General features: G+C 63.8%; 16 protein-coding genes. 12 read left to right on the forward strand and 4 right to left on the reverse strand.

Annotated elements, in window-relative coordinates; genetic code table 11:
* The first annotated feature begins 1 nt into the window (after position 1).
* The 5 genes from QO058_RS14690 to QO058_RS14710 all read left to right on the forward strand — a co-directional run bounded on the left by QO058_RS14690 (position 2) and on the right by QO058_RS14710 (position 2494).
* Positions 2 to 541 (forward strand): hypothetical protein, encoded by a 540-nt coding sequence (locus QO058_RS14690; RefSeq protein ID WP_284172805.1) that lies wholly within the window; start codon positions 2 to 4, stop codon positions 539 to 541.
* 84 nt (positions 542 to 625) lie between these two features.
* Positions 626 to 1228: a cysteine hydrolase family protein gene (locus QO058_RS14695; protein WP_284172806.1), complete on the forward strand. Its 603-nt coding sequence runs from the start codon at positions 626 to 628 to the stop codon at positions 1226 to 1228.
* Positions 1225 to 1413 carry an FAD-dependent oxidoreductase gene (locus tag QO058_RS14700; RefSeq protein ID WP_284172807.1) on the forward strand — a complete coding sequence of 63 codons (189 nt, stop codon included), beginning with the start codon at positions 1225 to 1227 and terminating at the stop codon, positions 1411 to 1413. Before QO058_RS14695 ends, QO058_RS14700 begins: the two co-directional genes overlap by 4 nt.
* A 5-nt stretch (positions 1414 to 1418) precedes the next feature.
* Positions 1419 to 2162, forward strand: coding sequence for an NAD(P)/FAD-dependent oxidoreductase (locus tag QO058_RS14705; protein ID WP_284172808.1), 744 nt, complete (start codon positions 1419 to 1421; stop codon positions 2160 to 2162).
* The gene (locus QO058_RS14710) at positions 2162 to 2494 is read left to right on the forward strand and encodes a hypothetical protein (RefSeq protein WP_284172809.1); all 333 of its coding nucleotides are present in this window, start codon (positions 2162 to 2164) and stop codon (positions 2492 to 2494) included. The genes QO058_RS14705 and QO058_RS14710 overlap by 1 nt, the downstream gene beginning before the upstream one ends.
* Before the next feature lie 14 nt (positions 2495 to 2508).
* On the opposite strand, the gene QO058_RS14715 is transcribed toward QO058_RS14710, so the two are convergent.
* The gene (locus QO058_RS14715; protein ID WP_284172907.1) at positions 2509 to 3144 is read right to left on the reverse strand and encodes a DUF6766 family protein; all 636 of its coding nucleotides are present in this window, start codon (positions 3142 to 3144) and stop codon (positions 2509 to 2511) included.
* A 202-nt stretch (positions 3145 to 3346) separates the two neighbouring features.
* On the opposite strand from QO058_RS14715, the gene QO058_RS14720 reads away from it, so the two are divergent.
* The 4 genes from QO058_RS14720 (at position 3347) to QO058_RS14735 (ending at position 6186) form a co-directional block, all read left to right on the forward strand.
* Positions 3347 to 4894 (forward strand): FAD-dependent oxidoreductase, encoded by a 1548-nt coding sequence (locus QO058_RS14720; RefSeq protein ID WP_284167074.1) that lies wholly within the window; start codon positions 3347 to 3349, stop codon positions 4892 to 4894.
* Between the two features lie 2 nt (positions 4895 to 4896).
* On the forward strand, positions 4897 to 5082 hold the full coding sequence (locus QO058_RS14725; protein ID WP_284167075.1) for a SemiSWEET family sugar transporter: 186 nt from the start codon (positions 4897 to 4899) through the stop codon (positions 5080 to 5082).
* A gap of 97 nt (positions 5083 to 5179) precedes the next feature.
* Positions 5180 to 5557, forward strand: coding sequence for a VOC family protein (locus QO058_RS14730; protein WP_284167076.1), 378 nt, complete (start codon positions 5180 to 5182; stop codon positions 5555 to 5557).
* Between the two features lie 110 nt (positions 5558 to 5667).
* Positions 5668 to 6186, forward strand: coding sequence for a DUF4142 domain-containing protein (locus QO058_RS14735; protein WP_284167077.1), 519 nt, complete (start codon positions 5668 to 5670; stop codon positions 6184 to 6186).
* Positions 6187 to 6214: 28 nt separating this feature from the next.
* Here the strand turns inward: QO058_RS14735 and QO058_RS14740 are convergent, their stop codons facing one another.
* Complete coding sequence (locus QO058_RS14740) at positions 6215 to 6652, reverse strand: low affinity iron permease family protein (RefSeq protein WP_284167078.1); 438 nt, start codon at positions 6650 to 6652, stop codon at positions 6215 to 6217.
* 161 nt (positions 6653 to 6813) lie between these two features.
* Between QO058_RS14740 and QO058_RS14745 the strand changes: the two genes are divergently transcribed.
* From QO058_RS14745 to QO058_RS14755, 3 genes are all read left to right on the forward strand, one after another.
* Positions 6814 to 8772: a hybrid sensor histidine kinase/response regulator gene (locus tag QO058_RS14745; RefSeq protein ID WP_284167079.1), complete on the forward strand. Its 1959-nt coding sequence runs from the start codon at positions 6814 to 6816 to the stop codon at positions 8770 to 8772.
* Between the two features lie 669 nt (positions 8773 to 9441).
* Positions 9442 to 10053 (forward strand): YqaA family protein, encoded by a 612-nt coding sequence (locus QO058_RS14750; protein WP_284167080.1) that lies wholly within the window; start codon positions 9442 to 9444, stop codon positions 10051 to 10053.
* An 8-nt stretch (positions 10054 to 10061) separates the two neighbouring features.
* Positions 10062 to 10592, forward strand: coding sequence for a disulfide bond formation protein B (locus QO058_RS14755; RefSeq protein WP_284167081.1), 531 nt, complete (start codon positions 10062 to 10064; stop codon positions 10590 to 10592).
* Between the two features lie 111 nt (positions 10593 to 10703).
* Here the strand turns inward: QO058_RS14755 and QO058_RS14760 are convergent, their stop codons facing one another.
* Both QO058_RS14760 and QO058_RS14765 read right to left on the reverse strand, forming a co-directional pair.
* The gene (locus QO058_RS14760; protein ID WP_284172908.1) at positions 10704 to 11261 is read right to left on the reverse strand and encodes an HNH endonuclease; all 558 of its coding nucleotides are present in this window, start codon (positions 11259 to 11261) and stop codon (positions 10704 to 10706) included.
* Between the two features lie 225 nt (positions 11262 to 11486).
* Positions 11487 to 12368 carry a 3-hydroxybutyryl-CoA dehydrogenase gene (locus tag QO058_RS14765; RefSeq protein ID WP_284167082.1) on the reverse strand — a complete coding sequence of 294 codons (882 nt, stop codon included), beginning with the start codon at positions 12366 to 12368 and terminating at the stop codon, positions 11487 to 11489.
* Positions 12369 to 12371: the final 3 nt, after the last annotated feature.

Consider the following 12371-nt stretch of genomic DNA (forward strand, 5'->3'; position numbering starts at 1 on the left):
AATGACCCGCACAATCACCCGTTCCTACGACAACTACGAAACCGCCCGCTCGGTCGTCGAGCAGCTGGAGGCCTCCGGCATTTCAAGCAGCAACCTCAGCATCGTCGGGCGAAATGGCGATGGCGAAACTAACGCAGAGGAAGGCGCCGGGATCGGCGCTGGCCTCGGCGGTGCGGCCGGCCTACTCGCCGGCCTGGGCCTGCTCGCCATTCCGGGCATCGGCCCGGTCGTAGCCGCAGGCTGGCTAGCGTCAACAGCTGCCGGCGCCATCGCCGGCGCGGCGGCGGGCGGCCTGGTCGGATCCTTCATCAAGGAAGGCCACGACGAGGACGAGGCCCACTACTACGCCGAGACGGTTCGGCGCGGCGGATCGGTGGTCTCTGTTCGCGCCGAGCCCGCGCAGGAGGCGGCGGTGGAGGCCATCCTCGATGGCGCGGCCCCCATCGATCGCGACACCCGGATGGCGCAATATCGCCAGGAGGGCTGGACTCGGTTCGACGAAAAAGCCGAACCGTACAAGGGAACCACCACAATCATCTGAGCCGCACTACGTCGACTTGAGGCCTCCGGGGTTCGCTCCGGGGGTCTTTTGCCGCGGCGGGGCCAAAGCCAAAAAGGAAGGGCGATGGAGCAGGCTTTACCGCAGTTGACCTCCCGCACCGCCCACGTCTGCGTCGACATGCAGCGGCTTTTCTCGCACGATGGCCCCTGGTCGACACCCTGGCTTCCGAAGGTGGTGCCGCAGTGCGTGGCGCTGGCGCGGCACCGGCCGGAGGCGACGATCTTCACGCGCTTCGTCACACCGGTCACCGCGGACGCGGCGGAGGGAGCCTGGAAGGAATTCTATCGCCGCTGGCCAGAAACCACGCGCGCACGGATCGACCCGGCGCTGCTGGAACTCGTCCCGGAGCTGGCATCCTTCGTTCCCCCAGCACTGGTCTTCGATAAGCCGGTCTATTCAGCCTTCGCAGGGAGAAAACTTGTCGCCCACCTGCACGATCGCGACGTGGATACGGTCATCCTGACGGGAGCCGAGACCGACGTCTGCGTGCTGTCTTCGGCGCTGGGGGCAGTGGATCATGGATTCCACGTCGTCATCGCGAGGGACGCCGTCTGCAGTTTTTCCGATGCCGGACACGACGCGCTTCTCGACCTCTTCAAACAACGCTTCAGCCAGCAGATATTCACCGCGGAGACCGCCCGGGTCCTGGAAGAGTGGCGTGAATGATCAAGCCGCAACTGGACTGCCTCATCGTTGGCGGCGGCCCGGCAGGTCTCACGGCCGCGATCTACCTCGCCCGCTTTCATCTCCGGGTCGCTGTCGTGGACGAGGGGAGAAGCCGCGCCTTGCTGATCCCAAAAGCCATAACGTGCCGGGCTTCCCGGACGGGATATCGGGCCAGGACCTACTAGCCCGAATGTCGGAGCACGCACGCCGGTATGGCCCCGACTTGGTCGAGGGGCGCATCGACGACATCAGGCAAGCGCCCTCGGGGTTCACGGCACGTTCCTTTGATGCATCGTGGTCGCCCCGCTCCGTCCTTCTCGCAACGGGCGTGACGAACCGGCGTCCGGAACTCGACGACCATACCCATTCCGAGGCGCTCGCGCGCGGACATCTGCGCTATTGCCCGGTCTGCGACGGGTACGAGGTCTCCGGTCTGAACGTCGCGGTGCTGGGCTCGGACGCCCGGGCCGTCAGCGAAGCCGAATTCCTCCGCTCGTTCACGGACCGCGTGACCCTGATATCGACGGTGAGCCACGCCGTCGAGGCCGATCTGCGGCGCCGGCTGGAGCGGATCGGCGCCACGATCCGGCTCGGCCCGGTCAAGGGCATGCGTCTGCTTGCCGGCGGCCTCGAAGTCATAACCGCAGGCCGCCCGGAGATTTACGACGCCGTCTATCCGGCACTGGGTTCTTCCATCCATTCGAGGCTGGCAAAGATGCTTGGGGCCACGGCGACGGAGGACGGGTGCATCGAAGTCGACCGCCATCAGCGCACGACGATCAAGCATCTCTATGCTGCCGGCGATGTCGTCTACGGGCTGGACCAGATCAGTGTCTGCAATGGCCAGGCAGCGATCGCGGCGGTGGCCATACGAAACGACCTGTGGGCGGAGAAGCAGTCGTTATGGCCGCATGAGGCGCGCCGGCCCTCCTGATGGCGGCGACCGACAGCGAGGGGTCAATGAAAAGCATCGAGATCTTCCTGCCCATGAATGCCAACGACGGGACGCCGTTCCCCGACACGATGTTCGACCGGATTGAGAACGAGCTCAACGAGACATTCGGAGGTGTCACCGCCTACAAGCGCGCTCCCGCGCAGGGCCGGTGGAAAAGCGGCGGGCAGACGCAAGGGGACGAGATCGCGATCTTCGAGGTCGTCGTCCATCGGATCGATAGAGGCTGGTGGACGTGGTTCCGAGAGGAGCTGGAGAACCGGCTGGGTCAGGAGACGATCCTGGTCACGGCGCGGGACATCGAGATCCTGTAAGCGGTGCCACGGGATCAGGCGCCGGTATCGCCGTGAGCGGCGCTGACCGGCTTCGATTCCGGTGAGTTCCTGAAGCGAAGGAAGATTGACAGCACGACCAGCACCGCCGTCGACAAAAACTCCGACTGCCAGTTCTGGAATGACTCGAACCAGAATCGTGCATCCCCCAGATAGGCGAGCGGTGTCTTCAGCTCGGCTCCATGAAGCACGGCCTCCTGGTTGGCGGCAGCTGCGCTTCCAAGCCAGTGCGCCACGAAGCTGGCGACGAACAGTGCCGTCAACGCGAGGCCGAGCGAATGGGCGTAAATCCATTGCAACGCAGGATGTCTGCTGCGCCAAGTATCGGGCAACTCGTCGCCGTCCCGTTCGGGCTCGTCGGGATCGCGTGACTCTGCCGAGCCCCGCTGGAACAGCGTGGCGGTCAGCATCACGTAGGCGCCCATCTGCAGGAACTCGCTCTCCCAGTTCTCGAACAGCGCCGATAGAAAAGAACCTGATCCCATATAGTCGAGTAGGCCGATTGAAGGTTGGCGGTGGCTTGCCAGCATCTCATTCTCGACCTTGAGGCCGGACGCCACCATTCCCGAGATGCATAGGGCGGTGAGCACCAGGAGCGTCATCGTCAGACCGTTGTCGCGCAAGAATTTCATGTAACCGCCCACTGCTTGTCGCTCTGTTGCAGGCTTCAAACCGATGGACACGGCATTAGTTCAGGCAGGACGTGAATGCTCACCCACCATTCAAAAACGTCCCGGACCGGAACGGAGCGACCGGTGCGTGCGCAAACTTTGGAATGTCTCGAAACCGAATTTACCTGGGGGCGTTGGAGGCTCAATAACCCGGGAGTTTCCGATGAACGCGATGCGAGAAGAGAGCCGGTCCGTCTGGATGGACGTGGAGGTGGCCCCCGATGCCGCCCCGCTCACGGAAGACACGAAAACGGACGTGGTAGTTGTAGGCTCTGGCATCGCCGGCCTATCGATCGCCTACGAACTCGTGCTCCGTGGCCATTCGGTACTGGTGCTGGACCGAGGCCCGATCGCCGGCGGCATGACGTCCAGGACGACCGCCCATCTCGCGCCCATCTGCGACGACTCCCTCGCCGAACTTCTTTCGATGCGCGGCAAGGAATTGGCCCAGGGTTTCCAGGCCAGCCAGAACGCGGCGGTCGATCGTATCGAGACGATCCAGAAGGAGCTCGGCATCGACTGCGAGTTTCGCAGGCTCGATGCCCTCTTATTCCTCGATCCGAAGAGCAAGCCATCCGTTCTGGACGACGAGGTCGAGGCCGCCGACGAGATCGGCGTTGCGGTCGAGCGCGGCGAGGGACTGCCATTGCGAACGTTGGAGGACCGGCCATACCTGCAGTACCCCGACCAGGCGACCTTCCATCCGCTGAAGTACCTTCGCGGCCTGGCCGCAGCCCTGCAGGAGAAGGGCGCTCGCCTCCACGCCTACTCGGCCGTGAGCGAGATTACCGAAGATGGGCAAGGTGTTCATATCAAGCTGGAAGCCGGTCACACGGTCGACGCGTCCTTCGTCGTCGTCGCGACGAACTCCCCGATCCATGACCTGTTCGCCCTCCATACCAAACAGGCTCCTTATCGCACCTACGCGATGGGCTTCGAGATCGAGCGGGGCGCCCTTGCCGACGCTCTCTATTGGGACACCGAGGATCCGTATCATTACGTCCGCCTGACGTCAGGGACTGACGGTAAGGACGTTCTCATCGTCGGCGGCGAGGATCACAAGACGGGCGAGGCTAACGACGCTCATGCGCGCTTTGCGGCTCTTACATCCTGGATCAAGACGCTCATACCGGATTTGGGCGGCGAGCTGTACCGCTGGTCAGGACAGGTCATGGACACGCTCGATTACGGCGCCTTCATCGGCCGCGAGGCACACCGGAGCCGGACTTTGGTCACCACAGGGGATTCCGGCCAGGGCATCACGCATGGCGTCCTTGCCAGCCTGATCATTCCCGACCTTATCGAGGGCAAGGAAAACAAGTTCGCTACCGTGTACGAACCGGCGCGCAAGCCCCTCAAGGCCGCGATGACTTTCGTGAGCGAGAACAGCACCGCCATAACCAACCTGGCGCAATATCTCGCTCCCGGCGAGCTGGCATCGTTTGAGGAGCTGGAACCCGGGCAGGGCGCCATCATTCGACAAGGCCTCACCAAGATCGCTGCCTACCGCGCTGAGGACGGAACGCTCTACCAGCGCTCGGCGGTCTGCACCCATCTCGGCTGTCACTTGCAGTGGAACGCCTTCGAGACGTGCTGGGACTGTCCGTGCCACGGATCGCACTTCGCCCCTGATGGCACCGTTCTCAATGGCCCGGCCATCGCTCCCTTGGCGGAGATCCAGACCGGCTCAGATGCCGAGGCGGAGGCGTGACGATGAGCTGGGTCAGCATGGTCGGCTTCGCTGCGGCGCTCTGCTCGACGATCAATTTCGTGCCGCAGGCCGTCCGCATCGTTCGAACCAGGGATACCAAATCGCTGTCGGCACCGATGTATGCGCTAACCACGACCGGCTTCTGCCTCTGGTCGCCTACGGGCTCGCGCTGGGGCAATGGCCCTTGATCCTGACCAACGGCATCTGCGCCGTCCTGGCGGGCTTCATCCTGTTCATAACCCTTGCCAGCAAGAAGCTGAAGGACGCCACTGCGAAGACGCTGCAATGATCCATCATCTATCGGTCGGCACGAACGACATCGCCAGTGCGCGAAGGTTCTACGACGCCATTATGCCCGTCCTTGGGATGCGCTTGCTCAACGGCTCGGCGGGATCGGCCGACTACGGCGCCGCCTCATTCCTGTTCAGTGCCGAAACGCCCGTGGACGGCAAGCCCGCGAGGCCCGGCAACGGTGTGCACGTCGCCTTCGCCGCCGGCCGGCGGGCGATGGTCGATCTGTTCTACGAGACGGCCCTGGCCCATGGAGGGCGTGACGCCGGCCCTCCCGGCCTGCGCCCGCAGTGCGATGCCCACTATTATGGCGCCTTCGTCCTCGATCCCGATGGCAACAAGATCGAGGCGGTCACCTCCTCCAGCAAGTGACAGCTTCGGCTTCTTGTTGAGCCGCAGGTCAATCGCGACAAACGGCTGAACCTTTTCACGAAGACGGGCGTTGCAGGGCCAACGGCGGGGGCTCATCGGGAAAAAACATCATGGATCGTCGCACGCTCATTCAAGCTTCCCTCGCAGCATCACTCCTGCCGGCCGCGGCCCTCGCCCAGACCAGCGCGAACATGCCGACGCCCGAAACGCGTCACGCCGCAGAGACCCTCGAGGCCGGCACGGTTTCGCTGGAGACCAGCAAGGCCGCGCTGGATAAGTCGGCCGACGCGATGCTCAAGCGTTTCGCGGAATTCGAGGTCGCCGAGCAGGAGACCGTCGCCAAGGTCGTCAAGGCGGCGTCCAAGATGCCGGAAGGAAACGCGCCCAAGCTCGGCACGGAAGCTCAGTCGATGATCGACAAGCTGAAGGCGATGCCTGCCGGGAAGGAATTCGACATGGCTTACTTCAAGGGCCAGATGGATGGGCATACCAAGCTGCTGAATATCCAGGAGACCTACCTCGGTGCTGGCAAGGACCCGACCCATCGCGCCATCGCGATGCTGGCCATGGGCCATATCAAGGAGCACCTGGCGAACCTTGAAGCCATGAAGAAGACCATGGCCGGCTGACATCGGCGAGCCACCGGCCCTTGACCGTTCAAGCGTCGCCGATGGACGGCGGCGGCCCCGGGTCGGTGCCGTCCCTGGCAATTGCGGCCCGCTTTTCGAATTGTTTCCGTATCCTCTCGATCTTGTCCTCGTCGAGTTGTTCCAGATCGAGGAGTTCCTCACGCGCGCCTTCGAGACGCACGATCAGCTCGTCCAGCTTGATCTGCATCGCGGCGGTGTCGCGATTCTGGCTGTTCTGGATAATGAAGACCATCAGGAAGGTGACGATGGTGGTCGAGGTGTTGATCACCAGCTGCCAGGTGTCGTTGAAGCCGAACAGCGGTCCCGACAATGCCCAGGCGACGATGATCCCCAGGGCGACGAAGAACGTGGCGGGCTTGCCCGTCCAACGCGCGGTGCCTTGGGCCAATCGGGTGAACAGGGACTGCCTGGTGCTCAGGCCGCTCAGGCCATCGTTGATAGACACGGGATCTCGCTGAAGGGAATGGCTTGGGCTTCCGGTCGGAATGTCATCCTCTGGGCCATTATCGCGCCGATGGGTTAATGCGAGATGGATCGCGCTGCGGCGCCGGTCTCGAACGGAGGAACCAATTCCGTGCCGGCGGGTTGCATACGGTTTGTTTGGGAATGGAATGGAGCGCGTTCGGCAACATGACTTCAGTGGATGACGTGACGGGGGATCGCTATCGCCTGCTGATCGACGCGGTCACGGACTACGCGATCTACATGCTCGACCCCGAGGGGAACGTCGTCAGCTGGAACCCGGGGGCAAGGCGTTTCAAGGGTTACGAGGACCACGAGATCATCGGCCAGCATTTCTCGCGCTTCTACACGCCGGAGGACAAGGCGACCGAGTTACCGGCAAGGGCGCTCAGGATCGCGCGTGAGGAGGGTCGGTTCGAGAACGAGGGCTGGCGCGTCCGCAAGGACGGGACCCGGTTCTGGGCCCACGTCATCATCGACCCGATCTTGCATCCCGCGACCGGACGCGCCCTTGGCTTCGCCAAGATCACGCGCGATCTGTCCGAGCGCAAGGCGCAGGAGGAGGCGCTGCGGCGCAGCGAACAGTCCTTCCGGCTCCTGGTCCAGGGCGTGACCGACTACGCAATCTACATGCTCGACGAGACCGGTATCGTTTCCAACTGGAATGCCGGCGCGGAGCGCATCAAGGGATATCGGCCCGACGAGATCATCGGCCGGCATTTCTCGGTCTTCTACAGGGAGGAGGAGCGCGAGGCGAAGGTCTGGGAGCGGGCCCTGGCCGCGGCGCGCTCCGCAGGAAGCTACCAAACGGAGGGGTGGCGGGTCCGCAAGAACGGCGAGCACTTCTGGGCCAGCGTCGCGATCGATCCGGTCCGCGACGATCAGGGCAACATCATCGGCTTCGCAAAGATCACCCGTGACATGACCGAGCGGCGCCAGTCCGACCAGGCACTGGAGGCCGCGCGCGAGGCGCTCTACCAGTCACAGAAGATGGAGGCGCTCGGCCAGCTGACGGGCGGCGTCGCCCACGACTTCAACAACCTGCTGAATGCCGTCGTCGGCAGCCTGGAACTGCTCCGCAAGCAGGTGACTGACGAAAGGCAGCTGAACCTGATCGGCAATGCCCTGAAGGGGGCGACGCGCGGCATATCGCTGACGCAGCGCATGCTCGCTTTTGCCCGGAAGCAGGATCTCCAGGTGAGCTCGGTGAACGTCTACGACCTCGTTGCCGGCATGACCGACCTGCTGGGCCGCTCGCTTGGGCCGTCAATCGAACTGGAAACGTCCTTTCCGGCCAGCCTCAAGCCGGCCGCAGCCGATCCTAACCAGGTCGAGCTCGCCATCCTGAACCTCGCCGTGAACGCGCGCGACGCCATGCCCGAGGGGGGCCGGATCACGATTTCCGCAAGGAACGAGACGGTCGCCCCCGGAAGCGCCGGCCCGCTGCAGCCCGGCGAGTATGTTCGCCTGGCCGTTACAGACGGCGGCGTTGGAATGGACCGGGAAACCCTTGCAAGGGCATCCGAGCCCTTCTTCACGACCAAGGGCGTCGGCAGGGGGACGGGCCTGGGGTTACCCATGGTGCTCGGCACGGCGGCGCAGCTGGGCGGTCGCCTGGAGCTTGAGAGCCGGGTCGGGGAGGGCACCACCGCGACGCTGTGGCTGCCGGTCAGCAAGCCCTCTTCAGGGCTGATTACAGACCTCGCGGAAGCGGATGCTTCGCCTGCCGAAACGACCCCATCGATCCGGGTGCTGGCGGTGGACGACGACGCCTTGGTCCTCATGAACACGGTCGCGTTGCTTGAGGATCTGGGTCATCAGGTCGTCGAGGCCAGTTCCGGCCGCGAGGCGCTCAGGATCATGGGCGAGGACGCCGCCTTCGATCTCGTCATCACCGACCAGGCCATGCCGCACATGACCGGCAGCCAGCTGATCGCGGAGCTTAACGGCCGGTGGCCTGACATCCCAATCATTCTCGCGACCGGGTATGCAGAGTTGCCGGGCAGCCTGCCAGCCCACGTCAAGCGGCTTGGGAAGCCGTTTTGGCAAAAGGACCTTGCAAAGGCCATCGCGGATTCGAGCGCGAGTCGGGCTCGGCGTTAAGATCCTGAACCATGCGGCAACCCATGAGCCGAGAACTGAAAAATATAGCGGGATGAGCTCCGCTGGACTTCCGCGCGCGGCATAGGCGACGATTCCGGCCTTCATGATCGCTTGGCCTACGGCATCTTCCTGAACGCGACCGGGCGTAAGAAAGCCGAGTCAGGTTTTCAAATTAAGTGCAGCTAACGAACTGAAATCGTTGACAAAAGATTCTCACGATTAAACTCAAAGTGACAGGCACCCAACGGCATTTCCGCTCAGGACCATTCAGCCAGACCTTGACCCGTTAAAGAACGACACGGCGCGAGGCAGGCGGGAACGGCGCGTCCAGCATAACGAGAGCCGCAAAGCGCACTCTCTCACCGCCCGTACCGGCTCCTTCGCTGTGCACCTATTCTGCACCTAGCCGGCCAAGCAGCCGTTCACTCGCCGCGTTACAATCGGTATAAGCGCCTCAAATCGAAAGCGAAACGGGGCGTCGCGACATTCTGTCGCTTGGTAGACAAACCACTTTTTGAGTCGAGCGCGTCTACCAATTCCGCCACAGGGGCCCCTTGCGGGCGCGGCGGACTATAGCGATCGGCGAGGGCCGGTCAATCTCGTGTGAACACTCATTGATGTAACGTCAGCCCCATGGACGGACGCACGCGCGCCCGCTAAGGGGCGGCGATGTTCGAACGACTTTACCTCTGGACGCTCTCGCTCGCCGCGCGCCGCAGTGCGCAGGCCTGGCTCGCCGTCGTCGCCTTCATCGAGAGCTCCTTCTTCCTGATTCCGGCCGATGTGCTGTTCGTGCCGATGGCGCTGGCCAAGCCCGAGCGGGCTTATCGCCTCGCTTTGATCGCGACCGTCTTCTCGACGCTCGGCGGCATCGCCGGCTATGCGCTCGGCTATTATGCCTTCGACGCGCTGGCACGGCCGGTCCTCGCCTTTTATGGCAAGCTCGACGCCTTCGAGCAATTGCGCGCCTGCGCCGGTCCCGATACGACGCTGATCCTGTTGACCACCTCCGGCCTGGCGCATCTGCCGCCTATCAAGGTGGTGACCATTCTGGCCGGCGCCGTCCATATCGGGCTCGGCTTCTTCGTGCTCTCCTGCGTGCTCGCTCGTGGCGCCCGCTTCTTCGCCCTCGCCTTCCTGCTGCGCCGCTATGGCGAGACGATCCGGCACTTCATCGAGAGGCGGCTGAAGCTGATCACCCTCGGCGGCGCGGCCTTCCTGATCCTGCTCTATTTCGGCCTCAAGCTGCTGACAGGCTCGGGCCAGCTCCTCTCCTGCTGAGTTACGCCATGACCGGCTTTATCCCGCGCCTCCTCGCCGATCCCCGCCGCCTGATCGGGGTGATCGGGCTTACGAGCCTCGCTCTGATCGCCGGCGCCTGGTTCTTCGAGCTGGTCCTGCACCTGCGTCCCTGCAAGCTCTGCCTCGAGCAGCGGGCACCGCACTACGCCGCGATCGGACTTGTTGCACTCGCATTGCTCTTTGCGCGCTCGCGCCAGCTCCAGATCGCCGCGCTGATCGGCCTGGCGCTGCTGATGGCCTGGAGCAGCGGGCTGGGCGTCTACCACTCCGGCGTCGAATGGGGTGTCTTCGCCGGCCCGAATGATTGCGGCGGCACGCCGGCTCCGGCTGCGGCTGGCGTCCAGGATTTGATGAAGCAGCTCCAGACGACCCGCATCGTTTCCTGCACGGAAGCCGCCTGGCGCTTCCTCGGCCTCTCGCTCGCCGGCTGGAACGCGCTGGCCTCGCTGGGATTGCTGATCGCGGCACTGCTCGGCCTGAAGAACTCACTGAGGCGGTCCGAAAATTCGCTGGCGTGAGACGGCTAGCGTGACTTTCGAGAACCGGAGCGCAGCGGACATCTGTCCGTGAGCACCGGAAGCGCAGAAAGCCGCGTCAGATGGCCACGCCAGTAGAATTTGCGGGCCGGCTCAGGGTTCGAGCTCGGAATCCCAGTAGAGATAATCCAGCCAGCTCTCGTGCAGATAGTTCGGCGGGAACAGCTTGCCGTTGCGATGCAGGTCGTTGATCGACGGCGCGAACGGCTTCTGCGTCGGGATCATCCCGACGGCCGTCGGCATCTTGTCACCCTTCATCAGATTGCAGGGCGAGCAGGCCGCAACGACGTTCTCCCAGGTGGTGAGCCCGCCCTTCGAGCGCGGCACGACATGGTCGAAGGTCAGTTCCTCGCGCGTGCCGCAATACTGGCAGGCGAAACGGTCGCGCAGGAAGACGTTGAAGCGGGTGAAGGCCGGGGTGCGCGAGGGCTTGATATAGGTCTTGAGCGAGACAACCGAAGGCAGCTTCATGTTGAAGCTCGGGCTGTGCACCACGGTGTCGTATTCGGAGACGATGTTGACGCGGTCCATGAAGACCGCCTTGATCGCGTCCTGCCAGCTCCACAACGAAAGCGGATAGTAGCTCAGCGGCCGAAAATCGGCGTTGAGCACCAGCGCCGGACAACCGTCCGGCGAGGCCATCGGATGCATAACATGCGCCGTCACCCGTATCGCGCCTCCGCCTGCTGGGCCGCACGAATCCCGTAACGCATCAATGTAAGCGCGAGACGACAGGAATGTGAAGTCGCGATGTCGCGGATGGCGGGCGACAGCCGTCATTCTCGGGCGCAGCGAAGCGAAGACCCGAGAATCTCAGGACGGCACGGCACTGGTTTCCGAGATGCCCGGGTCGAGCCCGGGCACGACGTGCGGATATCAGCGCGTCGGAACGGGCTTCTCGCCGCGATAATCGTAGAAGCCGCGCCCGACCTTGCGGCCGAGCCAACCGGCCTCGACATATTTCACCAGCAGCGGGCAGGGCCGGTATTTCGAATCAGCCAGACCGTCATGCAGCACCTGCATCACCGACAGACAGGTATCGAGACCGATGAAATCGGCGAGCTGGAGCGGGCCCATCGGGTGATTCGCGCCGAGCTTCATCGCCGTGTCGATTGCCTCGACCGAACCGACGCCCTCATAGAGCGTGTAGACGGCCTCGTTGATCATCGGCAACAGGATGCGGTTGACGATGAAGGCCGGGAAATCCTCCGAGACCGACGCCGTCTTGTGCAGCTTGGCGACGAACTCCTTGGCGAGCTCGAAGGTGTGGTCGTCAGTGGCGATGCCGCGGATCAGCTCGACGAGCTGCATCAGCGGAACCGGGTTCATGAAATGGATGCCGATGAAGCGCTCGGGCCGGTCGGTCGCCGCGGCGAGCCGCGTGATCGAGATCGAGGAGGTATTGGAGGCGAGCAGGGCGTCAGGCCGCAGATAGGGGCAGACGGCGGTGAAGATCTTGCGCTTCACCTCCTCGCTCTCGGTCGCCGCCTCGATCACGAGGTCGCAGGCGCCCAGCCCTTCCAGGGTCGGCGCCGCGGTGATCCGGCTCATTGCCGCGCGACGCTCCTCGTCGGCGATGGCACCCTTGGAGACCTGGCGAGCCATGTTGCCGTCGATCGTCGCCAGCGCCGCGTTGATGCGATCCTCGGCGACATCGTGCAGCTTGATGTTGAAGCCCGCGACCGACGCGACATGGGCGATGCCGTTGCCCATCTGCCCGGCGCCGATGATGCCGACGGTCCTGATCTGTTGGTCCATGTG

The sequence above is a fragment of the Bosea vestrisii genome (assembly GCF_030144325.1).
GTDB lineage: Bacteria > Pseudomonadota > Alphaproteobacteria > Rhizobiales > Beijerinckiaceae > Allobosea > Allobosea vestrisii_A.

Coding starts and splice junctions, on each gene's coding strand:
- QO058_RS14690 (WP_284172805.1), top strand. CDS start 2: ATGACCCGCACAATCACCCGTTCCTACGACAACTACGAAACCGCCCGC.
- QO058_RS14695 (WP_284172806.1), top strand. CDS start 626: ATGGAGCAGGCTTTACCGCAGTTGACCTCCCGCACCGCCCACGTCTGC.
- QO058_RS14700 (WP_284172807.1), top strand. CDS start 1,225: ATGATCAAGCCGCAACTGGACTGCCTCATCGTTGGCGGCGGCCCGGCA.
- QO058_RS14705 (WP_284172808.1), top strand. CDS start 1,419: ATGTCGGAGCACGCACGCCGGTATGGCCCCGACTTGGTCGAGGGGCGC.
- QO058_RS14710 (WP_284172809.1), top strand. CDS start 2,162: ATGGCGGCGACCGACAGCGAGGGGTCAATGAAAAGCATCGAGATCTTC.
- QO058_RS14715 (WP_284172907.1), bottom strand. CDS start 3,144: ATGAAATTCTTGCGCGACAACGGTCTGACGATGACGCTCCTGGTGCTC.
- QO058_RS14720 (WP_284167074.1), top strand. CDS start 3,347: ATGAACGCGATGCGAGAAGAGAGCCGGTCCGTCTGGATGGACGTGGAG.
- QO058_RS14725 (WP_284167075.1), top strand. CDS start 4,897: ATGAGCTGGGTCAGCATGGTCGGCTTCGCTGCGGCGCTCTGCTCGACG.
- QO058_RS14730 (WP_284167076.1), top strand. CDS start 5,180: ATGATCCATCATCTATCGGTCGGCACGAACGACATCGCCAGTGCGCGA.
- QO058_RS14735 (WP_284167077.1), top strand. CDS start 5,668: ATGGATCGTCGCACGCTCATTCAAGCTTCCCTCGCAGCATCACTCCTG.
- QO058_RS14745 (WP_284167079.1), top strand. CDS start 6,814: ATGGAATGGAGCGCGTTCGGCAACATGACTTCAGTGGATGACGTGACG.
- QO058_RS14750 (WP_284167080.1), top strand. CDS start 9,442: ATGTTCGAACGACTTTACCTCTGGACGCTCTCGCTCGCCGCGCGCCGC.
- QO058_RS14755 (WP_284167081.1), top strand. CDS start 10,062: ATGACCGGCTTTATCCCGCGCCTCCTCGCCGATCCCCGCCGCCTGATC.
- QO058_RS14760 (WP_284172908.1), bottom strand. CDS start 11,261: ATGCATCCGATGGCCTCGCCGGACGGTTGTCCGGCGCTGGTGCTCAAC.
- QO058_RS14765 (WP_284167082.1), bottom strand. CDS start 12,368: ATGGACCAACAGATCAGGACCGTCGGCATCATCGGCGCCGGGCAGATG.